Source organism: Streptomyces sp. NPDC037273, from assembly GCF_055603625.1.
Genome location: NZ_JBVJVO010000021.1, coordinates 51838 through 75379 on the forward strand (window position 1 = coordinate 51838; position 23542 = coordinate 75379).

24 protein-coding genes are annotated in these 23542 nt (G+C 71.7%); 9 read left to right on the forward strand and 15 right to left on the reverse strand.

Features of this window, described 5'->3' with window-relative positions; all coding sequences use genetic code 11:
- Positions 1-91: 91 nt before the first annotated feature.
- The 5 genes from ACZ7G1_RS35660 (at position 92) to ACZ7G1_RS35680 (ending at position 4565) form a co-directional block, all read left to right on the forward strand.
- Positions 92-1036: a carbohydrate ABC transporter permease gene (locus ACZ7G1_RS35660; protein WP_470878649.1), complete on the forward strand. Its 945-nt coding sequence runs from the start codon at positions 92-94 to the stop codon at positions 1034-1036.
- Positions 1033-1875 (forward strand): carbohydrate ABC transporter permease, encoded by an 843-nt coding sequence (locus ACZ7G1_RS35665; protein WP_470878650.1) that lies wholly within the window; start codon positions 1033-1035, stop codon positions 1873-1875. Before ACZ7G1_RS35660 ends, ACZ7G1_RS35665 begins: the two co-directional genes overlap by 4 nt.
- Positions 1872-3164: an ABC transporter substrate-binding protein gene (locus ACZ7G1_RS35670; RefSeq protein ID WP_470878652.1), complete on the forward strand. Its 1293-nt coding sequence runs from the start codon at positions 1872-1874 to the stop codon at positions 3162-3164. The genes ACZ7G1_RS35665 and ACZ7G1_RS35670 overlap by 4 nt, the downstream gene beginning before the upstream one ends.
- A 151-nt stretch (positions 3165-3315) precedes the next feature.
- Positions 3316-3870, forward strand: coding sequence for a DUF1697 domain-containing protein (locus tag ACZ7G1_RS35675; protein WP_470878654.1), 555 nt, complete (start codon positions 3316-3318; stop codon positions 3868-3870).
- A 74-nt stretch (positions 3871-3944) separates the two neighbouring features.
- The gene (locus ACZ7G1_RS35680; protein WP_470878656.1) at positions 3945-4565 is read left to right on the forward strand and encodes a mycothiol-dependent nitroreductase Rv2466c family protein; all 621 of its coding nucleotides are present in this window, start codon (positions 3945-3947) and stop codon (positions 4563-4565) included.
- 64 nt (positions 4566-4629) lie between these two features.
- Here ACZ7G1_RS35680 and ACZ7G1_RS35685 read toward each other — a convergent pair whose 3' ends face one another.
- The 13 genes from ACZ7G1_RS35685 to ACZ7G1_RS35745 all read right to left on the reverse strand — a co-directional run bounded on the left by ACZ7G1_RS35685 (position 4630) and on the right by ACZ7G1_RS35745 (position 15810).
- The gene (locus ACZ7G1_RS35685) at positions 4630-5496 is read right to left on the reverse strand and encodes a D-alanyl-D-alanine carboxypeptidase family protein (RefSeq protein WP_470878658.1); all 867 of its coding nucleotides are present in this window, start codon (positions 5494-5496) and stop codon (positions 4630-4632) included.
- 150 nt (positions 5497-5646) lie between these two features.
- Complete coding sequence (locus ACZ7G1_RS35690; RefSeq protein WP_470878660.1) at positions 5647-6390, reverse strand: sirohydrochlorin chelatase; 744 nt, start codon at positions 6388-6390, stop codon at positions 5647-5649.
- Between the two features lie 10 nt (positions 6391-6400).
- The gene (locus ACZ7G1_RS35695) at positions 6401-7294 is read right to left on the reverse strand and encodes an ABC transporter permease (RefSeq protein ID WP_470878662.1); all 894 of its coding nucleotides are present in this window, start codon (positions 7292-7294) and stop codon (positions 6401-6403) included.
- Positions 7281-8078: an ABC transporter ATP-binding protein gene (locus ACZ7G1_RS35700; protein WP_470878664.1), complete on the reverse strand. Its 798-nt coding sequence runs from the start codon at positions 8076-8078 to the stop codon at positions 7281-7283. Before ACZ7G1_RS35700 ends, ACZ7G1_RS35695 begins: the two co-directional genes overlap by 14 nt.
- Before the next feature lie 33 nt (positions 8079-8111).
- Positions 8112-9227: an aliphatic sulfonate ABC transporter substrate-binding protein gene (locus ACZ7G1_RS35705; RefSeq protein WP_470878665.1), complete on the reverse strand. Its 1116-nt coding sequence runs from the start codon at positions 9225-9227 to the stop codon at positions 8112-8114.
- A 207-nt stretch (positions 9228-9434) separates the two neighbouring features.
- The gene (locus ACZ7G1_RS35710; RefSeq protein WP_470878666.1) at positions 9435-10775 is read right to left on the reverse strand and encodes a sulfate adenylyltransferase subunit 1; all 1341 of its coding nucleotides are present in this window, start codon (positions 10773-10775) and stop codon (positions 9435-9437) included.
- Complete coding sequence (cysD, locus tag ACZ7G1_RS35715) at positions 10775-11710, reverse strand: sulfate adenylyltransferase subunit CysD (protein ID WP_470878667.1); 936 nt, start codon at positions 11708-11710, stop codon at positions 10775-10777. Before cysD ends, ACZ7G1_RS35710 begins: the two co-directional genes overlap by 1 nt.
- Positions 11707-12285, reverse strand: coding sequence for an adenylyl-sulfate kinase (cysC, locus tag ACZ7G1_RS35720; RefSeq protein ID WP_470878668.1), 579 nt, complete (start codon positions 12283-12285; stop codon positions 11707-11709). The genes cysD and cysC overlap by 4 nt, the downstream gene beginning before the upstream one ends.
- Entirely contained in the window at positions 12285-13007 is a 723-nt protein-coding gene (locus ACZ7G1_RS35725) for a phosphoadenylyl-sulfate reductase (protein WP_470878669.1), read from the reverse strand. The genes cysC and ACZ7G1_RS35725 overlap by 1 nt, the downstream gene beginning before the upstream one ends.
- A complete protein-coding gene (locus ACZ7G1_RS35730) occupies positions 13004-13183 on the reverse strand; it encodes a hypothetical protein (protein ID WP_017238256.1) in 180 nt (59 codons plus the stop codon). The genes ACZ7G1_RS35725 and ACZ7G1_RS35730 overlap by 4 nt, the downstream gene beginning before the upstream one ends.
- Entirely contained in the window at positions 13180-14877 is a 1698-nt protein-coding gene (locus ACZ7G1_RS35735) for a nitrite/sulfite reductase (protein ID WP_470878671.1), read from the reverse strand. The genes ACZ7G1_RS35730 and ACZ7G1_RS35735 overlap by 4 nt, the downstream gene beginning before the upstream one ends.
- Positions 14878-15014: 137 nt before the next feature.
- Positions 15015-15098, reverse strand: a complete 84-nt coding sequence (locus tag ACZ7G1_RS35740) for a putative leader peptide (protein ID WP_349817346.1) — start codon at positions 15096-15098, stop codon at positions 15015-15017.
- Positions 15099-15240: 142 nt separating this feature from the next.
- A complete protein-coding gene (locus tag ACZ7G1_RS35745) occupies positions 15241-15810 on the reverse strand; it encodes a GNAT family N-acetyltransferase (RefSeq protein WP_470878672.1) in 570 nt (189 codons plus the stop codon).
- A gap of 228 nt (positions 15811-16038) precedes the next feature.
- Here ACZ7G1_RS35745 and ACZ7G1_RS35750 point away from each other — a divergent pair, with 228 nt between their 5' ends.
- On the forward strand, positions 16039-17106 hold the full coding sequence (locus tag ACZ7G1_RS35750; RefSeq protein WP_470878673.1) for a hypothetical protein: 1068 nt from the start codon (positions 16039-16041) through the stop codon (positions 17104-17106).
- 6 nt (positions 17107-17112) lie between these two features.
- Here the strand turns inward: ACZ7G1_RS35750 and ACZ7G1_RS35755 are convergent, their stop codons facing one another.
- Together ACZ7G1_RS35755 and ACZ7G1_RS35760 are read right to left on the reverse strand one after the other, a co-directional pair.
- Entirely contained in the window at positions 17113-18414 is a 1302-nt protein-coding gene (locus tag ACZ7G1_RS35755) for a GAF domain-containing protein (RefSeq protein WP_470878674.1), read from the reverse strand.
- A gap of 317 nt (positions 18415-18731) precedes the next feature.
- Positions 18732-20369, reverse strand: coding sequence for an acyl-CoA dehydrogenase family protein (locus ACZ7G1_RS35760; protein WP_470878676.1), 1638 nt, complete (start codon positions 20367-20369; stop codon positions 18732-18734).
- Between the two features lie 17 nt (positions 20370-20386).
- On the opposite strand from ACZ7G1_RS35760, the gene ACZ7G1_RS35765 reads away from it, so the two are divergent.
- The 3 genes from ACZ7G1_RS35765 to rsgA all read left to right on the forward strand — a co-directional run bounded on the left by ACZ7G1_RS35765 (position 20387) and on the right by rsgA (position 23537).
- Complete coding sequence (locus ACZ7G1_RS35765) at positions 20387-21511, forward strand: YihY/virulence factor BrkB family protein (protein WP_470878678.1); 1125 nt, start codon at positions 20387-20389, stop codon at positions 21509-21511.
- 59 nt (positions 21512-21570) lie between these two features.
- Entirely contained in the window at positions 21571-22119 is a 549-nt protein-coding gene (locus tag ACZ7G1_RS35770) for a hypothetical protein (RefSeq protein ID WP_470878680.1), read from the forward strand.
- A gap of 278 nt (positions 22120-22397) precedes the next feature.
- Positions 22398-23537, forward strand: a complete 1140-nt coding sequence (gene rsgA / locus ACZ7G1_RS35775; RefSeq protein ID WP_470878682.1) for a ribosome small subunit-dependent GTPase A — start codon at positions 22398-22400, stop codon at positions 23535-23537.
- Positions 23538-23542: the final 5 nt, after the last annotated feature.

Consider the following 23542-nt stretch of genomic DNA (forward strand, 5'->3'; position numbering starts at 1 on the left):
ACCGCGCAGGTCGCCTTGACGGGCCGACGGGCCGTCAGGACCATGGCGGGGTTCCCACGGCGGCGTGAGCGGGCGGACGGGGGTCGGATCGGTGAGCTCTCTGACCGCGACGAAGCGGCCGGGCCGCACGCGCCCACCGCGCGCCGCCCGCGACGGACGCCCGCGCGGGCCCGACCTCGGCGCCTGGTTCCTGGTGCTCCCGGCCCTGCTGCCGATCCTGGTGCTCAGCGTCGGACCGCTGCTCTACGGCATCGCGCTCGCCTTCACCGACGCCCAGTCCGGCCGCACCCAGGCCACCCGCTGGGTCGGCACCCTCAACTTCCAGGACCTGCTGCACGACACCCTGTTCTGGGAGTCGTTCCGGATCGGCGTGCTCTGGGCCGTCGGGGTGACCGTCCCGCAGTTCCTGCTCGCCCTCGGCCTCGCCCTGCTGCTCGACCAGAACCTCCGCTTCCGCTGCCTGGCGCGGGCGCTCGCCATCGTGCCCTGGGCGATGCCCGAGGTCGTCGTCGGCATCATGTGGCGGCTCGTCTACAACCCCGACGCCGGCATCCTCAACGAGACCCTGCGGAACCTCGGCCTCGGCGAGGGCCACGACTGGCTCTCCGGCCTCGCCACCGCGCTCCCCGCCGTGATCGTCGTCGGCGTCTGGGCCGGGATGCCGCAGACCACCGTCGCCCTCCTCGCCGGACTCCAGAACACCCCGCGCGAACTCCACGAGGCCGCCGCCCTCGACGGCGCCGGCGCCTGGCGCCGCTTCCGCGCCGTCACCTGGCCGGCACTGAGACCGGTGGCCCTCGCCATCACCGCGCTCAACCTCATCTGGAACTTCAACTCCTTCGCCCTGGTCTACGTGCTGACCAGCGGCGGACCCGGCGGCCGGACCCGGCTCCCGATGCTCTTCGCCTACGAAGAGGCCTTCCGTTACGGGCAGTTCGGCTACGCCGCCGCGATGGGCTGCGTGATGATCGCCGCCGTCTCGGTGCTCATCGCCCTCTCCCTCGTACGCCGGCTGAAAGGGGACCAGGACCGGTGAGCGCCCTCAAGACGAGCGGAGCCGCGCGGGCCGGCCAGTACCTCGCCCTCCTGGCGTACCTGGTCTTCCTCGCCTTCCCCTTCCTCTGGCTGGTCTCCACCGCCTTCAAACCGGCCCCCGAACTCGCCTCGCTCCACCCCACCTGGATCCCGAAGGACCCCACGCTCGACAACTTCCGGCAGGCCTTCGACGAGCAGCCGCTGCTCGGGGCCGCCGCGAACAGCCTGGTCGCCGCCGTCGCCGCGGCCGTGATCGCGGTGGCCGTCGCCACCCCGCTCGCCTATGTGACGGCCAGGCACCGCGGCCGGCTCGCCACCGCCGCCACCGGCTGGGTGGTGATCAGCCAGGCGTTCCCCTTCGTCCTGGTGATCATCCCGCTCTTCCTGATCCTCAAGAACCTCCACCTGATCAACAGCGTCGCCGGGCTCGTCCTCGTCTACGTCGTGTGGTCGCTGCCCTTCGCCCTCTGGATGCTGATGGGATACGTCAGGGCCGTGCCGGCCGAACTGGAGGAGGCCGCGGCCGTCGACGGCGCCGGCCGGCTCCGTACCCTCGTCTCGGTCACCGCCCCGCTGCTCGGACCCGGCATCGTCGCCACCGCGCTGTTCGCCTTCGTCACCGCGTGGAACGAGTTCTTCTTCGCCCTGGTCCTGCTCAAGACCCCGGAGAAGCAGACCCTGCCGGTCGTCCTCACCCATTTCCTCGGCGCCGAGGGCGTCGCCGACCTCGGCCCGCTGGCCGCCGCGGCCTTCCTCGCCACCCTCCCCTCCCTCGTCGTCTTCGCCGTCCTCCAGCGCCGGATCACCGGCGGCATGATGGCCGGGGCGGTGAAGTCATGAGAAGGCTCCTCGCCCTCGCCGCCTCCCTGGCCCTGCTCCTGACCGGCTGCGCCGCCGCGGACGACGGGCCGGACGACGGCGTCGTACGCCTCCGCTTCCAGTCGCTCGCCTGGCAGCAGGAGTCCGTCGAGGCCAACAAGCAGCTGGTGAAGGAGTGGAACGCCGGCCACCCCGCCGTCCAGGTCGAGTACGTCCAGGGCAGCTGGGACTCGGTCCACGACCAGCTCCTCACCTCCTTCGAAGGCGGCGAGGCGCCCGACATCATCCACGACGCCTCCGACGACCTCGGCGACTTCGCCTACGGCGGCGACCTCGCCGACCTCCGCCCGCTGCTCTCCGCGCGGCTGCGCGCCGACATCCCCGCCGGCGGCTGGGAGACCACGACCTTCGGCGAGGGCGTGTACGGCGTGCCCTTCCTCCAGGAACCGCGCGTGATCATCGCCAACCGGAAGATCCTGGAGTCCTCCGGCGTCCGGATCCCCACCCCGGAACACCCCTGGACCTGGACCGAGTTCCGGGAGGTCGCCCGCGAGCTCACCCGGTCCATGGGCCCCGGCCGGTACGCCGTCGCCTGGCCGCTCAAGGAGCCCGTCTCCGTCAGCCTCAACCTCGGGCTCTCGGCGGGCGGCCGGCTCTTCCACCGCGGCGCGGACGGCCGGGTCACGGTCGACCTCACCGAGGCCGACACCGTCGTCCCCGGCACCATCCACGACCAGGTGGTCACCGACCGCACCGCCCCGCGCACCACGCTCGGCAGCGGGGGCTCCGACACCCTGCCCGGCTTCTTCGCCGGCAAGTACGCCATGGTCCCGCTCGGCTTCGCCTACCGGCAGCAGATCGCCCAGCAGGCCCCGGAGGGCTTCGAGTGGACGGTGCTGCCCGCCCCCGCCGGCAGCGCCGGGCTCGCCCAGGGCGTCTCCCCGCAGACCCTGTCGATCGCCGCGGCCAGCCCGCACAAGAAGGAGGCGGCCGCCTTCCTCGACTTCTTCCTGCGCCCCGGGAACATGGTCCGGCTCGCCCGCGGCGACTGGATGCTTCCCACCGGCACCACCGCGCTCGCCGACCCCTCCCTGCACACCGCACGGGACGGCTGGGCCACCGGCGCGGCCCTCGCGGCACAGCTGCGGCCGGCCCCCGCGCAGGGCGTGCGCGGCTATCCGGAATGGAAGGACAAGGTCGCCACCCCGGCCTTCCAGGAGTACTACAGCGGCGCGATCGACGCGGACGAATTACGGAGACGACTGGTCACGGACGGCAACCGGGTCCTCGCCCGCTATCAGCGTGGATGACGGATTCCTCTCGTATTGGTCATTACGAAACCTTGTTGAATAAGTCACAGATGGGTGAAGGGTCTTCTCCGGGCTCCCCTTCATCGGACAGTGTTCGAACCGGCCACCGTGCCGCCCCCCACGAGGCGCGGTGGCCGCCTAGATTGAGGGCATGACGAAGACGTACGCGGCCCTGCTGCGCGGCATCAACGTGAGCGGCCACCGCAAGGTGCCCATGGCCGAGCTCAGGGAGCTTCTCGAAGGCCTCGGGCACACGGGCGTGCGCACCTACCTCCAGAGCGGGAACGCGGTGTTCACCACCGACTCCGGCGCGGGGGAGGGCGAACTCGTGGCCGCGCTCGAAGACGCGATCGAGGAGCGGTTCGGCTTCCGCGTCGACTGCCTCGTGCGCGACGCCGCCTATCTCGCCGCCGTCGCCGAGGCCTGCCCCTTCCCGGCCGCGGAGCTGGAGGGCAAGCAGCTGCACGCCGTCTACTACTCCGAGCCCGTCGGCCCCGAGCGCTTCGCCGCGATCGACCGGGAGGCCTTCCTCCCCGAGGACTTCGCCCTCGGCGACCGGGTGCTCTACCTCTACGCCCCCGAGGGCCTCGGAAAGTCCAAGCTGGGCGAGGCGGTCTCCCGCCCGTCCGTGGTCAAGGGGCTGGTCGCGACCGGGCGGAACTGGAACACGGTGGTCAAGCTCGTCGAGATGACCACGGGGGACTGAACCCGAAGTGGCCCAGCGAGACGGCCCGTGAATGGACCACGCGGGCAGGCCATCCGCTGGCTAGATTCGACCGCATGACGACCACCGAGACCCGGCCCACCGTCGACTTCTACTTCGACCCCGCCTGCCCCTTCGCCTGGATCACCTCGCGCTGGATGCTCGAAGTCGAGCGCCACCGGGACATCGACCTGCGGTTCAAGGTCATGAGCCTGTACGTCCACAACGAGGGCAACACCCTGCCCGACTGGTACCGCGAACTCGTCGACGCCTCCATCGGACCGGTGCGGGTCGCGGCCGCCGCCGCCGAGCGGCACGGCGAGGAGATCCTGCGCCCGCTCTACACCGCCTACGGCACCCGCATCCACGAGAAGAAGCAGAAGGACTTCGACGCGGTCGTCGCCGAGGCGCTCACCGAAGTGGGCCTCCCGCCGGAACTCGCCGCCGCCGCCCACGACCCGGCCCACGACGAGGCCGTCCGCCGCCGGCACGCCGAGGGCGTGGACCCCGAGGCCGGGGGATACGTCGGCACGCCGACGATCCACGTCGACGGCACCGCCTGGTTCGGGCCCGTCCTGCGCGCGATCCCGCGCGGCGAGAAGGCGGCCGAACTCTTCGACAGCTTCCGCGTCCTGGCTGCCGACCCCGACTTCTTCGAACTGAAGCGCACCCGCACGGGCGGCCTCGACTTCGGCTAGGACTTCGGCCGGGACTTCGGCCAGGACCGCCTCCCGCCTGAACGGGAGGCAGCCCCACCGGCTGCTAGCGGGCGAAGCCGTAGTCGAGCAGCTTCTTCACGTCGGCCGCCCGGTTCGCCTCGGACGGAGCGCCCTGCACCGCGCCGATGACCGTCTTGCCGTTGCGGGTGGCCGCGAAGACGAGGCAGTACTTGGCCTGCGGACCCGAACCGGTCTTCACACCGATCGCGCCGCTGTACGTGCTGAGGAGCTTGTTCGTGTTGGTCCACGCCATGTAGCGGTAGCCACCGGACTTGGTGGTCACCTTCTGCGAGGTGGACTTCGTCTTGACGACGGTGCGGAACGTGGCGTCCTTCATCGCACTGCTCGCGAGCTTCGTCAGATCGCGCGGAGTGGAGTAGTTGCTGCCGTTGCTTATCCCGTCGAACGAGTCGAAGTGGGTGTTCCGCATGCCGAGCTTCCGGGCCTCGTCGTTCATCTTCCCGATGAACGACTTGACCCGGGCCGCCCGGGTGGTGCCGGTGCCGAACTTGTCGGCCAGCGCGTAGGCCGCGTCACAACCCGACGGCAGCATCAGGCCGTAGAGGAGCTGGCGGACGGTCACCTTGTCGCCGACGATCAGCCGGGCGGACGAGGCGCCCTTGGCGACGATGTAGTCGCTATACGCCTTGTCGATGGTGACCTTGGCGTCGAGGTTCAGGCCGCGCTGAGCCAGCACCACCTTCGCGGTCATGATCTTCGTGGTGGAACCGGTCGAGCGGCGGGTGTCCGCGGCCTTCCCGTACAGCGTGGCGCCCGTCCCGTTGTTCATGACGAAGCCGCCGGGGGCGGTGATCGACGGGACGGCCGGCGCGGCGTGAGCCTGGCCGGCGAAGAGACCTCCGGCCAGTACGGCCGAGGCCGTGAGGGAGACGGTCACGGCACCGCGCACGCGGAGTGACGAAGTCAGCAAAGTGTTCTGCCCTTGGTAGGAGTCGGTGTGCGCGGGTCCGTGACGGACCCGCGCACACAAGACGCTCAAGGGGGCTGTATGGATGCACGGTTGGAGCCGTGATCTTCCTCGCATCCGGGAAAGGGGGCCTCAGGCGGTACGGGCCACCGGCCACCGCGCCGCCCGAGCGCCGTCGTACCGCTCCAGGAGCAGCCGCGCCAGCTCGGGCGAGGGACCGAGGACACCGGCCAGGACATCGGCCTCCGCCGCGCCCGCCGCGATGCGGTCCGGGAGCCGGCCGGGGGCGATGACGTACGGGGCGACGGCCACCCGCCGGACGCCCGGCTCGGCGCGCAGCGCCCGTACGGCGTCCTCCGTACGCGGAAGGGATGCGGAGGCGAAAGCGGGCCGCACGGAGCACCAACCGGTGCGCCGCAGCTCCCGCGCCGTTTCTGCGATCACCGCGATCGCCTCCGGGTCTGTGGAGCCCGCCGAGGCCAGGACGACCCCGGTCGAGCCCTTGTCGGCGGGCGTGAGCCCCGCCTCGTACAGCCGCCGTTCCACCGCCGCGAGCAGCAGCGGCGAGGGCCCGAGCACCTCCGCCTGGCGGATGTCCAGGGACGGGGGAGCCTGGCGCAGTACGGCGGGGATGTCGGCCTTCGCGTGGAAGGCGCGGGTCAGCAGCAGCGGCAGCGCCACCACCTCCCGCACCCCCTCGGCGACGAGCCGGTCGAGCACCCCCGGCACCGACGGCAGGTTGAACTCCAGGAACGCCGTCTCCACGCGCAGCCCCGGCCGCAGCGCACCGGCCCGGCGCACCAGCGCCTGGACGGTCGCCGCGTGCCGCGGGTCGCGGCTGCCGTGGGCGACGACGAGGAGGACGGGACGGTTCATGGCGTGGGGCTCAGGCCTTCGTGAGCAGGCCGCGGCGGCGGAGCACCGCGCGCTCCAGCGGGCTGAAGATGAGCAGGTCGATGGCGATGCCGACGATCAGGATCAGGATGATCGCCAGGAAGATGCCGGCCATGTCGATGTTGTTGCGGCCGTTCTCCAGGAGCTGGCCGAGGCCGAGGCCCAGGTCGGGAGAGGACGCGATGATCTCCGCGGCCATCAGCGAACGCCAGGAGAACGCCCAGCCCTGCTTGAGACCGGCCAGGTAGCCGGGCAGCGCGGCCGGCATCACGATGTACCAGGCGCCCTTGAGCCCCGTCGCGCCGAGCGTCTGGCCCGCGCGCAGGAAGAGCGGCGGGACCTGGTCGACGCCGGCGACGAGGCCGTTGGCGATCGACGGGACGGCGCCGAGCAGGATCACCGCGTACATCATGCTGTCGTTCAGGCCGAGCCACAGGACGGCGGGCGCCACCCAGGCGACCGACGGCAGCGACTGGAGGCCCGCGAGGATCGGGCCGATCGCCGCCCGCACGAACCTCACGCGGGAGACGAGCAGTCCGAGCGGGGTGCCGATGGCGAGGGCGAGGACGAAGCCGTACAGGGCCCGGGACACGCTGGTCCACAGGACGCTGAGGAGCGTCCCCTCCTTCCACATGGCCGCCAGGCTGTCCCACACCTCGGAGGGCGCGGGGAGCTTGTACGAGTCCGTGACCTCGAAGGTGACGAGGAGCTGCCAGACCACCAGGACGAGCGCGACGGCGATGAAGGGCGGAAGCACCTTCTTGACCAGGACCTCGCGGACCGGGGTCCGGCGGATCTGCACGCTGTCGAGGGCGTCCAGGCCGGCTTCGAGCCCGGCCAGGTCGTCGGCCTTGACGGCGGTGGCGGCGGTATCAGTGCTGGCCATGACGGCGGATCTCCCCACGGAGGTGCTCGGTGATCTCAAGGGACAGTTCCGCGACGTCGGCGTCCTCGATGCGGCGCGGCTGCGGGATGTCGATCGTCCACTCGTGGGCGATCCGGCCCGGCCGGGACGACAGGAGGACGACGCGCTCGGCGAGGCGCACGGCCTCGCGGACGTTGTGGGTGACGAAGAGCACCGACAGCTTCGTCTCCCGCCAGATCCGGGTCAGCTCGTCGTGCAGGACGTCCCGGGTGATGGCGTCGAGCGCGGCGAACGGCTCGTCCATCAGGAGCAGGTCGCTGTCCTGGGCGAGCGCCCGGGCCAGGGCGACCCGCTGGCGCATGCCGCCGGACAGTTCGTGGACCCGCTTGTCGTACGAGCCGCCGAGGCGGACCAGCTCGAGCAGCCGCTCGGTCTCGGTGCGCCGCTCGGCCTTGGGCACCCCGCGCAGCCGCAGGGCGAGTTCGATGTTCTTGCCCGCGGTGAGCCACGGGAAGAGGGCGTGCTCCTGGAACATCAGGGCCGGCCGGCCGCCGGGGGTCTCGATGGACCCCGCGGACGGCCGGTCGAGTCCCGCGACCAGGTTGAGCAGGGTGGACTTGCCGCAGCCCGAGGCGCCCAGGAGGGTGACGAACTCGCCCGGGGCGACATCGAGCGAGATGTCGTCGAGGACGAGCTGCCCACCGGAGGGCCCGCCGAAGGACTTCGAGACGTGCGCGATGCGCGCGGCGTGACCGGGAGCCTCGGCGCGGTCCTCGGCCTTGGCGAGCGTCGTGGTCGTGGCCATGGTCGTCACCTCCTGGGTTGAGCTGCGGACGTCTTACTTGGCGCCGAGACCGGCGTCGGAGACCTCGGGCTGGCCCGCGGCCTTCAGGACCTTGTTGAGCTGCTTCAGGTCGTAGATGCCGCTCAGCTCGGGCTGCTTCAGGAGACCGGCCTTCACCGCGTGATCGGCCTGGGCCTGGAGGGTGGCCGCCAGCGGGTCGTTGGTGAACTGGATGGACGGCCAGGCCGCGTCGATCACCTTGGCGCCGAGCGCCTTGCCGGAGAGGTCCTTCAGCTTGGCGTTGGCCGAGGCCTTCGCCTTGTCCGGGTTGGCGTTGATCCACTCGTTGGTCTTCACCGAACCGCGCAGGAACGCCTCGACGACGTCCGGGTGCTCGTTGAGGAACTTCTGCGACACGATGATGTTCGTGATGACGAACTTCTTGTCCGGCCACAGGTCGGACTCGTCGAGCAGGACCTTCGCCCCTTCGCTGACCAGCTTCGACGCGGTCGGCTCGGGCACCCAGGCACCGTCGATGGCGCCGGAGGAGTAGGCGTTCGGGGTGACCTTGTTGTCCGTGCGGACCACGGAGACGTCGCCCTTGCCGCTCTGGGCGTCGACCTTCCAGCCCTTCTCGGAGATCCAGTTGAGGAAGGCCACGTCCTGGGTGTTGCCGAGCTGCGGGGTGGCGATCTTCTTGCCCTTGAGGTCGTCCAGGGTCTTGATCTTCGCCGGGTTGACCACGAGCTTCACGCCACCGGAGGCGGCGCCGCCGACGATGCGGAGGTTGGTGCCCTTGGTCTTGACGTAGCCGTTGATGGACGGCGAGGGGCCGATGAAGCCGATGTCGATCGAGCCGGCGTTCAGCGCCTCGATCTCGGACGGGCCCGCGTTGAAGGTGGTGGGCACCAGCTTCGTGCCGCCCAGCTCCTTCTGGAGGATGCCCTCCTGGTCACCGACGAGCGCGGTGGCGTGCGTGAGGTTGGGGAAGTACCCGAGCCGTACGGTGTCGGCGGAGAGCTTCTTGGCTCCCTCGGCGGACACGTTCTTCTTCTCGTCGTTCTTGGCCTCGGAGCCGTAGCCGCAGGAGGCGAGCGCGCCGATCAGCAGCGGAAGGGCGGCGGCGGCGGCGATGCCGCGGCGCAGGGTGGTACGGGTGGTGGCAGGCACGGGAAGTGTTCCCCTCGATTCAGCTTCTCAGCGAAGTCTGCGTTTATGTCTTTCGGGGTGGAGCGGGTGGAGCCGTGTCGCGCCGCTCATGCGGCGCATCGAGGTCAGCACGCACATCGCGCGACACCTCCCCGGCCCGCGCCGAGGGCGCCGGAACCGACTCGGCCGCCCTCCTTCGCGAAGGTGGCGTAGAAGTCCTGGCTCATCTCAGAAGTCCCACCCTTCTTCTTCGTCCACCGCGACGACGGCCTTGGCCGTGGCGAAGGACTCGCCCGCCATGCCCGCCGCGAGTGTGGTGCCGTCCGCCGGGTCGATCAGGAGGAACGATCCGGTGCGCCGGGAGTCCGCGTACGAGTCGAGCGCGAGCGGCTCGGCCGTACGCACGACCACCCGGCCGATGTCGTTGGCGACCAGCTGCCCGGGGTTCGGGTGCTGGGAGAGGTCGTCCAGGGTCAGCCGCGAGGGGATCTCCTTGACGATCGCCTTGACCGTGCGGGTGGTGTGCTTGAGCAGCACCCGCTGGCCCACCGAGAGCGGCTGGTCGGCCACGTGGCAGACCGTCGCCTCGACGTCCTGGCTGGTCGCCGGGGCGTCACCGACCGGGGCGATCAGATCGCCGCGCGAGATGTCGATGTCGTCGGCGAGCCGGATGGTGACCGACTGCGGGGCCCAGGCGATGTCCACGGACTCGCCGAGCGCGTCGATCCCGCTGATCGTGGAGGTCTTGCCGGAGGGCAGTACGGTGACCTGCTCGCCGACCCGGAACGCGCCGGCCGCGATCTGGCCCGCGTAGCCCCGGTAGTCCGGGTGCTCGGCGGTCTGCGGCCGGATCACGTACTGGACCGGGAAGCGCGCGTGGCAGGCCGTCAGGTCGTGGCTGACCGGGACGGTCTCCAGGTGCTCCAGGACCGTCGGGCCGCCGTACCAGTCCATGTGCGCGGACGGCTCCACGACGTTGTCGCCGGCGAGCGCCGAGATCGGGATCGCGGTGATCTCCGGGACGCCCAGCTCGGAGGCGTACGTCGTGAACTCCTCGGCGATGGCGGCGAAGACGGGCTCGGCGTAGTCGACGAGGTCCATCTTGTTCACGGCGAGGACGACGTGCGGGACGCGCAGGAGGGCGGCGACGGCGGCGTGCCGGCGGGTCTGCTCGACGACGCCGTTGCGGGCGTCGACGAGGACCACGGCCAGCTCGGCGGTGGAGGCGCCGGTGACCATGTTCCGGGTGTACTGCACGTGGCCGGGGGTGTCGGCGAGGATGAACCGGCGGCGGGCGGTCGCGAAGTAGCGGTAGGCCACGTCGATGGTGATGCCCTGCTCGCGCTCGGCCCGCAGGCCGTCGGTCAGCAGCGCCAGGTCCGGCGCCTCCTGACCGCGCTTGATGGACGCGGCCTCGACGGCCTCCAGCTGGTCCGTGAGGACCGACTTGGAGTCGTGCAGCAGCCGGCCCACCAGCGTGGACTTGCCGTCGTCGACGGAACCGGCGGTGGCGAAACGCAGCAGGGTGGTGGCCGAGACGTCGGCGAACTGCTCGGTGGACGTGCTCATTAGAAGTACCCTTCGCGCTTGCGGTCTTCCATCGCGGCCTCGGACATCTTGTCGTCGGCGCGGGTGGCGCCCCGCTCGGTGAGGCGGGAGGCGGCGATCTCGGCGATGACGGCGTCGAGCGTGGTGGCGTCGGAGTCGACGGCACCGGTGCAGGACATGTCACCGACGGTGCGGTAGCGGATCAGCCGCTTCTCGACCGTCTCGGTGTCCTTCGGGCCACCCCAGTCGCCGGCGGTCAGCCACATGCCGTTGCGGGCGAAGACCTCGCGCTCGTGGGCGAAGTAGATCTCCGGCAGCTCGATGCCCTCGCGGGCGATGTACTGCCAGACGTCCAGCTCGGTCCAGTTGGAGAGCGGGAAGACACGGACGTGCTCGCCCGGAGCGTGCCGGCCGTTGTAGAGCTGCCACAGCTCGGGGCGCTGCCGGCGCGGGTCCCACTGGGAGAACTCGTCGCGCAGGGAGAAGACGCGCTCCTTGGCCCGGGCCTTCTCCTCGTCGCGGCGGCCGCCGCCGAACACCGCGTCGAAGCGGTGCTCCTGGATGGCCTCGGTCAGCGGGACGGTCTGGAGCGGGTTACGGGTCCCGTCCGGACGCTCGCGCAGCTTTCCGGCGTCGATGTAGTCCTGGACGGAGGCGACGTGCAGGCGCAGCCCGTGCTCGGCCACCACGCGGTCGCGGTAGGCGAGGACCTCGGGGAAGTTGTGCCCGGTGTCGACGTGCAGGAGCGTGAAGGGGACCGGCGCGGGGGCGAAGGCCTTCAGCGCCAGGTGCAGCATGACGATGGAGTCCTTGCCGCCGGAGAAGAGGATCACCGGCCGCTCGAACTCGCCCGCCACCTCACGGAAGATGTGGACGGCCTCGGACTCCAGGGAGTCCAGGTGCGACAGCGCGAACGGACTGTCCGTGGTGTCGTGAGCATGGGCAACGGTGGTCACAGCAGACCCCTCTCGGTGAGCGACGCGTGGAGCTGCGCCGCGGACTCCTGCACGGTCTGGTTCTGGGACTCGATCCGCAGATCGGGCGTCTCGGGCGCCTCGTACGGGTCGTCGACGCCGGTGAGGCCGGAGATCTCGCCCGCCGCCTGCTTGGCGTAGAGGCCCTTGACGTCACGGTCCGAGCAGACCTCCACCGGGGTGGCCACGTGCACCTCGAAGAAGGGGGTGCCCTCGGCCTGGTGGCGCTTGCGGACCGCCTCGCGGCTGTCGGCGTACGGGGCGATGACCGGCACCAGGACCTTCACGCCGTGCGAGGCGAGCAGCTCGGCGACGAAGCCGATGCGCTGCACGTTGGTGTGCCGGTCCTCGCGGGTGAAGCCGAGGCCCGCCGAGAGGAACTCGCGGATCTCGTCGCCGTCGAGGATCTCGACGCGGTGGCCCTCCTCGCGCAGCCGGCCGGCCAGCTCGTACGCGATGGTCGTCTTACCGGCGCTCGGCAGGCCGGTGAGCCAGATGGTGGCACCGGTCACGTGGTTCTCCTGGGAGGTGGGGGAGGTCTGAGGGGTGGTGGTCATCAGCCGTGGATCCCGCATTCGGTCTTGGCGCGGCCCGCCCAGCGTCCGGCGCGGGCGTCCTCGCCCTCCAGGACGCGGCGGGTGCAGGGGGCGCAGCCGACGGAGGCGTAACCGTCCATCAGGAGCGGGTTGGTGAGGACCCCGTGCTCCATGACGTACGCGTCGACGTCCTCCTGCGTCCAGCGGGCGATGGGGGAGACCTTGACCTTCTGCCGCTTCTCGTCCCAGCCGACGACCGGGGTGTTCGCCCGGGTCGGGGACTCGTCGCGGCGCAGTCCGGTGGCCCACGCGCCGTACGCGGTCAGGCCCTCCTCCAGCGGCTTGACCTTGCGCAGCGCGCAGCACAGGTCGGGGTTGCGGTCGTGCAGCTTGGGGCCGTACTCCGCGTCCTGCTCGGCCACCGTCTGACGCGGGGTCAGCGTGATGACGTTGACGTCCATCACGGCGTCCACGGCGTCGCGGGTGCCGATGGTCTCCTCGAAGTGGTAGCCGGTGTCGAGAAAGACGACGTCCACGCCCGGGCGGACCCGGGAGGCCAGGTGGGCGACGACCGCGTCCTCCATGGAGGAGGTGACGCAGAAGCGGTCGCCGAAGGTGTCCACGGCCCAGCGGAGGATCTCCAGGGCGGTGGCGTCCTCCAGATCACGGCCGGCCTGCTCGGCGAGTGCCTTGAGGTCGGCCGGGGTGGCTTCCTGGCCCTCTTCGTGCTGAGTGATCGTCATATCTCTTCCCTCCCAGGGGTGTTGCCCGAAGTCGCCGGGGCGAGCAGCCCCAGGAACTTCAACTGGAAGGCTCGGCTGCACGCTGCGCATTCCCACGCGCCGTGACCCTGCTCGTTCGGACGCAGGTCCTCGTCGCCGCAGTAGGGGCAGAAGAACGGGGCGGCTCGCTCGCTCATGAGAGGGCTTCCTCCGAGGCGCGGGCGGTCCAGGTGGCGAAGCGCTCGCCGTCCTCGCGCTCCGCCTGGAAGCGCTTGAGGACGCGCTCCACGTAGTCGGGGAGCTCGGCCGCGGTGACCTTGAGGCCGCGGACCTTGCGGCCGAAGCCGGCCTCCAGGCCGAGGGCGCCGCCCAGGTGCACCTGGTAGCCCTCGACGCGGTTGCCCTCGTCGTCCAGGACCAGCTGGCCCTTGAGGCCGATGTCGGCGACCTGGATGCGGGCGCAGGCGTTCGGGCAGCCGTTGATGTTGATGGTCAGCGGCTCGTCGAACTCCGGGATGCGGCGCTCCAGTTCGTCGATGAGCGAGGAGCCGCGGCCCTTCGTCTCGACGATCGCGAGCTTGCAGAACTCGATGCCGGTGCAGGCCATCGTGCCGCGCCGGAACGGCGAGGGGGTGACGCGCAGGTCCAGCGCCTCGAGGGCGGAGACGATGCCGTCGACCTGCGCCTCCTCGACGTCGAGGACGAGCATCTTCTGCTCGGCGGTGGTGCGGACGCGGCCGGAGCCGTGCGTCTCGGCGATCTCGGCGATCTTCGTCAGGGTCGCACCGTCGACGCGGCCGACGCGCGGCGCGAAGCCGACGTAGAAGCGGCCGTCGTTCTGGCGGTGGACGCCGACGTGGTCGCGCCACTGGCCGGCGGGCTGCTCGGGGGCCGGGCCGTCCGTCAGCTTGCGCTTCAGGTACTCGTCCTCCAGGACCTGGCGGAACTTCTCCGGGCCCCAGTCGGCGACGAGGAACTTCAGGCGGGCGCGGTTGCGCAGCCGGCGGTAGCCGTAGTCGCGGAAGATCGAGATGACGCCCTCGTAGACGTCCGGGACCTCGTCGAGGGAGACCCAGGTGCCGAGGCGGACGCCGAGCTTCGGGTTGGTGGAGAGACCGCCGCCGACCCAGACGTCGAAGCCGGGGCCGTGCTCCGGGTGCCGTACGCCGACGAAGGCGATGTCGTTGATCTCGTGCGCCACGTCGAGCAGCGGCGAGCCGGAGACCGCGGACTTGAACTTGCGGGGCAGGTTGGAGAAGTCCTTGTTGCCGACGATCCGGCGCTGGATCTCGTCGATGGCGGGCGTGCCGTCGATGATCTCGTCGGCGGCGATGCCGGCCACGGGCGAGCCGAGGATGACACGCGGGGTGTCGCCGCAGGCCTCGGTGGTCGACAGGCCGACCGCCTCCAGGCGGTTCCAGATCTCGGGGACGTCCTCGATGCGGATCCAGTGGTACTGGATGTTCTGCCGGTCCGTGATGTCTGCGGTGCCGCGGGCGAACTCCTCGGAGATCTCGCCGATGACCCGGAGCTGCTCGGTGGTCAGCCGGCCGCCGTCGATCCGGACGCGGAGCATGAAGTACTCGTCGTCCAGCTCCTCCGGCTCCAGAACGCCCGTCTTGGTGCCGTCCAGACCCTGCTTGCGCTGGGTGTAGAGGCCCCACCAGCGCATGCGTCCGCGCAGGTCGTTGGGGTCGATGGAGTCGAAGCCGCGCTTCGAGTAGACCGTCTCAATACGTGTCCGCACATTGAGACCGTCGTCGTCCTTCTTGAACTGCTCATTGCCGTTCAGCGGGGTGAGGTGCCCCACGGCCCACTGACCCTCGCCACGGTGGCGCCCGGGCTTGCGGCGGGCGGCGGCGGGAGTGGGGTTTTCCGGGGTGGCGGCCATGGCGTTTTGTCCTTCGGGACTGCGAGAGGGCGGCTCTGACCTGCACACTCGCGCTCAGGTCAGAGGGTGGCGCGTCAGTGCGCAGCAGGGTGGGGCAGAGTGGGGGCTGAAAGAGAATCGCGGCGGTGCTGGTTCTCTCAGCGCACCGGACAGATGGCGCTGGACATGCGGCCGAGGTCGACGTGCCGCCGACTCACCAAGGCAATTCCAGTTCCAGACATGACGGAAGCGTGTCACGGGACTTTGGACCCAGTCCAGCATCGTCCAGGATTTGGACGTAGATGTCTCGCTGGGTGAGATGTTGTGTTCTGGGTCACGCGAAAGGGGCCCCGTCGGGGGCCCCTTCGTGGCGTTTCGTACGGATCAGGCGTACGCCCCAGGCCAGGGGCCGGGGTTCTCCGACTCCGCCACTTCCTCCACCTTGGTGTCGAAGAGCCGGAAGCCGCGCCGCTGGTAGTTGGCCATCGCGTGCGGGCCGTCGAGCGAGCAGGTGTGCAGCCAGACCTTCTTCGTCTCCTCGCGCCCCGGCCAGCGGTCCGCCAGGTCCCAGGCGCGCCGCACGCCCTCGGTGAGGAGGTGGCCGCCGATGCCCTGCCCTCGGAAGGCGGGGATGAGGCCGAAGTAGACGATCTCCACGACGCCGTCGTCCTGCGGGTCGAGCTCCACGTATCCGGCCGGCGTCCCCCGGTCGTACGCCACCCAGATCTCGGCGCCCGGCTTCTCGACGATCGCCTGCCACTCCTTGTACGTGAGCCCCAGGCGGTCGTTCCAGCGGATGTCGCCACCGACCGCCGTGTAGAGGAAGCGGCTGTACTCGGCCGAGGGCACCTCGGCACGGGCGATCGTGAGGCCGTCGCCCTCCGGGACGCGGGCGGGGACGAGGTCGGTCGGCGCCGTCTGTTCGAGGGACCAGGTGGTGAGAGTGATGCTCATAGGACCATCGGATCATGCGGAGCGCCGGATTCCCACCCTGTTCGGTCCTGGCGGACAAGCCGTCCGTCATGCGGACACCCGGCCCGGAGGGCCCGGCACCTCGTACGGGGCACGGGGCGGCCGCATGACCTCCGAGGTAATCGACCCCCGCACCGGCCTCCCGGCAGGGTGATCACACCGGGACGGCACAGGGCCGCACCCGGCGGTGAACGACGCGAGGGGTACGACATGGGTACGGGTCGACGGGGACTGGTGGGCATCGCGATGGCGACGGCGATCGTCGCGGGGGCGGCCGTCACCGTGACGGCGGCCGAGGCACTGCCGGGCGGGGCCGCGACGGCGGCGCGGTTCGACTGCCCGGCCGCGCGGGAGAAGGTCGAGCGCCTCGAAGGCCGGATCACCCCCAACGCCTGCGCCTTCATGGAGCGGCAGATCACCTTCGGCGAGCTGCCGACCGGCACCCCGCCGGCGCCCGGCGACCTCACCCACCCCCGGGTCCGGGCCTACCTCGACATCTTCGACCCCGAGGCCACCCTCTGGGAGGCCGGCGGCGCCGCGCAGCGCGGCCACACCACCATCGGCACCTCCATCACCGGCTCCCTGGCCCTCGCGCCCGGCCTCCGCTACCGGGGCACGGACGTCGTCGCCGACGGCAGCACCGTGATGTTCGGGCAGTGGAACGAGGTCACCCTGAAGGGCCGGACCGTCGCCTACCCGCAGATCGCCCGGAACGTCCTCGGCGACGAGGGCCGCACCCTCCAGGCCCGCCGCTACTACGACCGCGCCGTCCTCTTCCAGGACACGCTGCCCGGGACGGCCCCCGCACCGCTCTTCGAGGGCGTCGCCGACCCGGCGGCCCCCGGGAACGGCGACCCGGTCCCGGCCGGCACCCCGGGCGGCCCCCGCGCCGGGGAGCTGCCCGGGCGGCTCGCCGCCTGGAACGCCGAGGACACCGACGCGCTCCTCGCCCGCACCCGAGGCGCGCGCCTCACCGGCCCCGGCCTCGGCGCCCCGCTCGCCACCGAGGCCGGCAAGCGCGCCTACCTGGAGCGCCTCTTCGCCACCGCCGACCTCAGCCTCAAGGCCGGCCAGGTCGCCGTCGGCGAGACCACCACCTACGTCGAATGGCACGGCACCGCCTCCGTCACCGACGGCACCGCGACCCGCACCGGCATCCCGTTCGGGATCGTGGAGCGCTTCGGCCCGGGCGGCGAGTGGGAGCTGTACTTCGACACCCTGCCGCTGGTGGCGGACCAGAAGAAGATCGGCACGCTCTTCCAGCAGCTGGCGTCCTGAAGCGGATCAGGGGACGGTCGGCGTGCGGGCCGCCCGGACGGCGGGGGCGGTGGAGTGCGGCAGCAGGTCGCCCGGGTGCTCGGGCCGCAGCACCCGCACCGCCACCTCCTCGCGGAAGCGGTACGGGCGGTGCGCCAGGACTCCGGCGAGGTTCCGCCGCACCCGGGACATCTCGGCCCGGACGGTGACCGTCCTCGTACGGTCCCCGAAGACGTCCTCCGCCAGCTCCGCCGCGGTCCGCCCGTCGGGGTGCAGCGCGAGGACGTAGAGGAGCTCGGCGTGCCGGGGGCTCAGCTCCTGCTGCCAGCTGCCCGCGTCCCCCGAGACGGCCACGGTCCAGCGGCGCGGCCGGCTCAGGTCGAGCACCACCCGGCTCGCCGCCTCCGCGCCGGGATCCACGGGCCGGGTCTCCTCCTCGACCCGCAGCAGCCAGCCGCCCGGCAGCGGCTCCACCGCGCACACCCCCAGGGACGGCAGCCAGACCCGGCCCGCCCGGAAGGACTTGGGCAGCGCGATCCGGTCCACCGGCGCGAGCCCGGTCACCGCGGCCGTCCAGCCGTGCGCGTCCACCGCGACCGCCCGGCCGCCCACCCGGCACAGGATCGGCGCGGCCACCGCCCGCAGCCGCTCGATCGACCCGCGGTGCCGCTCCCGCATCTCCGCCTCGGCGAGCTGCGCCACCGAGCCGACGAGCGCCAGCATCGCCGGATGGAAGCTCGACGCCGGACCGCTGACGTCCAGGATGCCGAGGAGCCGCTGGTCGCGCGGGTCGTGCACGGGAGCGGCGGCGCAGGTCCAGTTGTGCAGCGCCTGGACGTAGTGCTCGGCCGAGTGCACCTGGACGGCGCGGCCCATGGCGAGGGCGGTGCCCACCGCGTTGGTGCCGGTGGTGTGCTCGGACCAGGCCGCGCCCTCCTCCAGGCAGATGCCGTTCGCCTTCCGCAGCACCGCCGGGTTCCCCTGGCGCCACAGCACCCGGCCCTGCTCGTCGGTGACGACCATGATCTGGAGGGAGGCGTCCGCGATCCCGGCGAGCCCGCCGCTCAGCGTCTGCATCACTTCGGACAGCAGCGTCGTCCTGCGCCGCTTCTCCAGCTCGTCCCGCTGGAGCAGCACGCTGCTCGTGCCCTGGTCCGGGTCGAGACCGAGCCGGGCCATCCGCTGCCAGGACGCGTCGATCACCGGGCGGGGCGCGATCGGGGGCGTACGGCCCGCCAGGGTCTCCTCGCGCACCCGGTGCAGCAGTCGGGTGGCCTGGGCGGCGTCCATGGAGGCGAGGCGCCTCATGTCGAGCTGCGTGTTCTTCATCGGTCTCTCCCAGCCACCCGGCATGCTGTATCGGTTCTGCACAGGGCAGATGTCCGGAGTGTCGGTGCCCATCGTGCCGTCCTGAACCCGCCCGCGAGGCCCGGTTCGCACAATCCTGCAACCCTTTGCAACTCTGGCGACCCCCCGGCGCCCTGGGCGAGGGTGGACACAGCGGCGGGTGGTGCCGTGTCGGCGCAGCACCACCCCCGCTTTTCCGCGCGTGCCGACCCGGGCAGGCCGACCGGCCCCCCGAGTCCACCCCTGGTACGCGCGGCCCAAGCCCCGTATCCGGCCGGGCCCCGAGCCCCCCCGGAACGTCACACCACCGCCCGCGCCCGCTCCACCAGCGCCCGCAGGTCCAGGGTGTGCGGCAGCGTGCCGAAGGCCGCACCTCCGTCCCCGCCCAGCCGCCCGGCGCAGAACGCGTCGGCCACCTCCGGCGGCGCCCAGCGCACGAGCAGCGAGCCCTGCAGGACCAGCGCCAGGCGCTCCACGAGCCGCCGGGCGCGCGCCTCGATGCCGTCCAGGTCGGACAGTTCGACCAGGAGGCCGCGGATGGCCCGGTCCAGCCGGTGGTCCGCGCCGCGCGCCGCACCCACCTCACGGAGGAAGGCGTCGAGGACCTCCGGACCGGTCCTGAGCGCGCGCACCACGTCGAGCGCCTGCACGTTGCCCGAGCCCTCCCAGACGGAGTTGAGCGGCGACTCGCGCAGCAGCCGGGGCATCCCGGACTCCTCCACGTACCCGTTGCCGCCCAGGCATTCGAGGGCCTCGGCCACCATCGGCGTACAGCGCTTGGTCACCCAGTACTTGGCCGCCGGAACGGCGATACGAAGCAGAGCACGTTCCTCCGGGGTGTCGGCGTCGTAGGCCGCTGCCAGACGCATGCCGAGGGCCGTGGCCGCCTCCGACTCCAGGGCGAGGTCGGCCAGCACGTTCCGCATCAGCGGCTTCTCGATCAGCGGGCCGCCGAACGCCTCGCGGTACGCGCAGTGGTGCACGGCCTGGGCCACCGCCTGCCGCATCAGCGCCGCCGAACCGAGGACGCAGTCGAGGCGGGTCGCCGCCACCATGCCCATGATCGTGCGGAGCCCGCGGCCCTCCTCGCCGACCCGGCGCGCCCAGGTCGCCCCGTCGAACTCCACCTCGGCGGAGGCGTTCGAGCGGTTGCCCAGCTTGTCCTTGAGGCGCTGGAGCGCGAAGGGATTGCGCGAGCCGTCCGCGAGGACCCGGGGCACCAGGAAGCAGGTCAGCCCGGCCGGAGCCTGCGCGAGGACCAGGAAGGCGTCCGACATGGGGGCCGAGCAGAACCACTTGTGCCCCGTCAGGACGTACTCGCCGTCGACCGCGAGGGGCCGGGCCTCCGTCGTGTTCGCCCGTACGTCGCTGCCGCCCTGCTTCTCCGTCATCGCCATGCCGAGCAGCACGCCCGGCTTCTCCGCGACCGGCGCGAGCGCCCGCTCGTACACGTGCGAGGTCGCCGCCGGCTCCCAGACGGCCGCGAGCTCCGGCTCGGCCCGCAGGGCCGGCACCGCCGCGTGCGTCATCGACAGCGGGCAGCCGTGCCCCGCCTCCGGCTGCGAGGCCACCAGGAAACCGGCGGCCCGCCGCACATGACCACCCGGACGGCCCCACGCGTCGGTGAGTCCGGCGGCCACCGAGCGGCCGAGGAGCCGGTGCCAGGCCGGATGGAACTCGACCTCGTCGATCCGGTGGCCGTACCGGTCATGGGTCCGCAGCCGGGGCGGGAAGGCGTTGGCCAGCTCGCCCCACTCCCGTACCTGCTCCGACCCCGACGCCCGGCCCAGCAGGCTCAGCTCCTCCCGCGCCTCCGCGAGGAGCTCCGGGGCGAGGTGCCGCTCGACCGCCTCCGCCAGCGCCCGATCGCACGCAAAGACGTCGTATCCCACCAGGGGCGGAGCCTGGTTGGTCACTGTGTGGGTGCTCCCTGACATGCCGATACGGTAAGCAGGTGCAGGCAGCAAGCGAAACACCCGAACGGCCCGAGCGGCGGCCCTGGAGCAGGCTCCACCGCGCGCGCGTCCTCTACCGCAACGTCTCGAAGCGGAAGATGGTCTGGCTGCTCCTCAAGGACACCGTCAACTCGTGCATCGAGTACCGGATCCTCGGCCTCGCCGCCGAGGCCGCGTTCTTCACGCTGCTGTCCCTGCCGCCCCTGCTCCTCGGCCTGATCGCCGTCCTCGGGTACGCCGACGACTGGACCAACACCGACACCGTCGCCAGCATCAGGGAGAACATCCTCCACGCGGCCGGCACGGTCCTCTCCGACCGGGGCGTCCGCGAGATCGCCGAACCCCTCCTCGACGACATCACCCAGGGCAAACGGCCCGAGCTGATCTCCCTCGGCTTCGCCATCGCCCTCTGGTCCGGCTCCCGCGCGGTGAACGTCTTCATCGACACCATCACCGTCATGTACGGCCTCGACGGCCACCGAGGCATCGTCAAGACCCGGCTCCTCGCCCTGCTCCTCTACATCGTGGCGCTGCTCATCGGCGCCGTCGTCCTGCCACTCGCCGTCGTCGGCCCGGACCGGGTCGTCGAACTCGTCCCCTGGGGCACCGAGGTCGTCGCCGTCCTCTACTGGCCGGTCGTCACCCTGCTCTCCATCGCCTTCCTCACCACCCTCTACCACGTGTCCGTGCCCGTCAGATCGCCGTGGATCGAGGACATCCCCGGCGCCCTCGTCGCCCTCGCCATGTGGACCCTGGGCAGCTTCCTGCTGCGCATCTACCTCACCAGCCAGGTCGAGGGCCCCACCATCTACGGCTCCCTCGCCGCCCCCATCGCCGTCCTCCTCTGGATCGGCATCTCCGCCTTCGCCGTCCTCGTCGGCGCCGCCGTGAACGCCGCCATCGACCGCGTCTGGCCCTCCGTCGCCACCGCCGCCGCCCGCGAGGCCAACGAACGCGCCCGCGCCATCCAGGCCGCCGAACTCGTCGCCCGCGTCCGCGCCGAAGCCGAGGACGTCGACGAGGACGACCCCGACATGCCCTCCGAGTTCCCCGAGCGCTGGTCCAAGTTCCTCCCGCCCGACGACGTCAAATCCCGCCTCCACTCGGGCTGGGAGAAGGACTGACCCGATCCGCGCGGGGGCTTGGGGCCCCGTATGGGCCGCGGCGGGGCTAGGTTCTGGGCATGAGCACGCGCGCGTACGGACGGAGGCCGTGGCCCTGGGCCGCGGCGGCCGTGCTCGCGGCGCCGTGGCTGGGCCGCGCGGGCGGCGGGCCGGCGGCCTTCCTCGCCGCGTTCGGGCTGCTCCTGGGGAGGGAGGGCGACGACGCGGTCGTCGTCGCCTACGGGCTCGTGGCGCTCGGGGCGGTGCTCGTGATGTCGGGAGCCGCACGGGCCCTACGCCGCGGGCGGACGGCGGAGGACGACATGCCCCCGCGCCCGCGTGCGCGCCTGGACGTCCCCGCCCTGCTGCGGACGCTCGTCGCGCCGGCCGGCCTGCGGGCGGCCGTTCCCGGAACCGTCACCGCCACCGCGTTCCTGCACGGAGCCCTGGACGGGCCGCGCTGGATCATGATGCTGGGGCTCAACGGGACCATCGCCCTGCTGATCGCGCTCGGCGCGGTACGCCTGGCCCACCGCGCCGGGGACGAGGGCGTCGCCCCGGGGACCCCGGCGGTGCTGCTCACGGGGCTGCTCACGGCGGTGGCCGTGACGCTGCTCGGTGTCGCCTGAAAAACCCGTGGCGGGTTCCGGAGCGCTCCCGCTACGGTGTTCCCCGTACGAGATCGAGCGCGACGAGATCGAGCGACGCGAGATCGAGCGACGCGAGATCGAGCGACGCGAGATCGCGTCGTCGCCAGATCGCGAAAAGACACAGGAGGTGTGACCGATGGCTGTCGTCACGAAGGGCACTGCCCGCACGCGGATGTTCAACCACTCCACCTCCGCGGCCACCGGCTGACCTCAACTTCGCTTCTCCGGCGCCGGGGCCGCCCCTTGAAGGGTCCCCCTTGTCTTTCTCGCTTTCCCTCGATTCCTCTTCTTCTTCGGATTCCTCCGACTTCTCCTCCTCGGTGCTCGACGCCCACGGCTGGGACTCCGGCTGGGCCGCCGACTTCGCGCCGTACGCCGCTCAGGGACTCGTCCCCGGGCGGGTCATCCGCGTCGACCGCGGCCAGTGCGACGTCGCCACGCCCGACGGGGTCGTGCGCGCCGACACGGCGTTCGTGACGCCGCACGATCCGCTGCGGGTCGTGTGCACGGGCGACTGGGCGGCCGTCGACCCCGAAGGGGCGAGCGATCCGCGTTACGTACGGGCCTGCCTGCCGCGCCGTACCGCGTTCGCCCGCTCCACCTCGTCCAAGCGGTCCGAGGGACAGATCCTCGCGGCCAACGTCGACCACGCGGTGATCACGGTCTCGCTCGCGGTCGAGCTCGACCTGGGCCGGATCGAACGTTTCCTCGCCCTGGCGTGGGAGTCCGGCGCGCAGCCGACCATCGTCCTCAGCAAGGCGGACCTGGTGCCGGACCCGGTCGGGCTCTCGTACCTCGTCGAGGACGTCGAGACGGTCGCGCCCGGTGTACAGGTGCTGCCCGTCAGCTCGACGACCGGAGAGGGCCTCGACGTGCTGTCGGCGACCGTCGCCGGTGGTACGACCGTGCTCCTCGGCGTCTCCGGCGCCGGGAAGTCGACCCTGGCGAACGTCCTCGTCGGCCATGACGTCATGACCGTCCAGGCGGCCCGTGACGTCGACGGCAAGGGCCGCCACACGACCACCACCCGCAACCTCTTCGTCCTGCCCGGCGGGGGCGTCCTCATCGACACCCCCGGACTGCGCGGCGTCGGCCTCTGGGACGCCGAGACCGGCGTCGGCCAGGTCTTCTCGGAGATCGAGGAGCTGGCGGGGGAGTGCCGCTTCCCCGACTGCGCCCACGAGGCGGAGCCGGGCTGCGCGGTCCTCGCGGCGGTCGACGACGGCACGCTTCCGGTGCGCCGGCTGGAGAGCTTCCGCAAGCTCCTGCGCGAGAACCAGCGCCTGGTCGCGAAGACCGACGCCCGGCTGCGCAACGAGATCCGGAAGGACTGGAAGCGCAAGGGCGACGCCGGCCGCGCCGCGATGGAGTTCAAGCGCAGCGGGCGCCTGCGGTAGCCCGT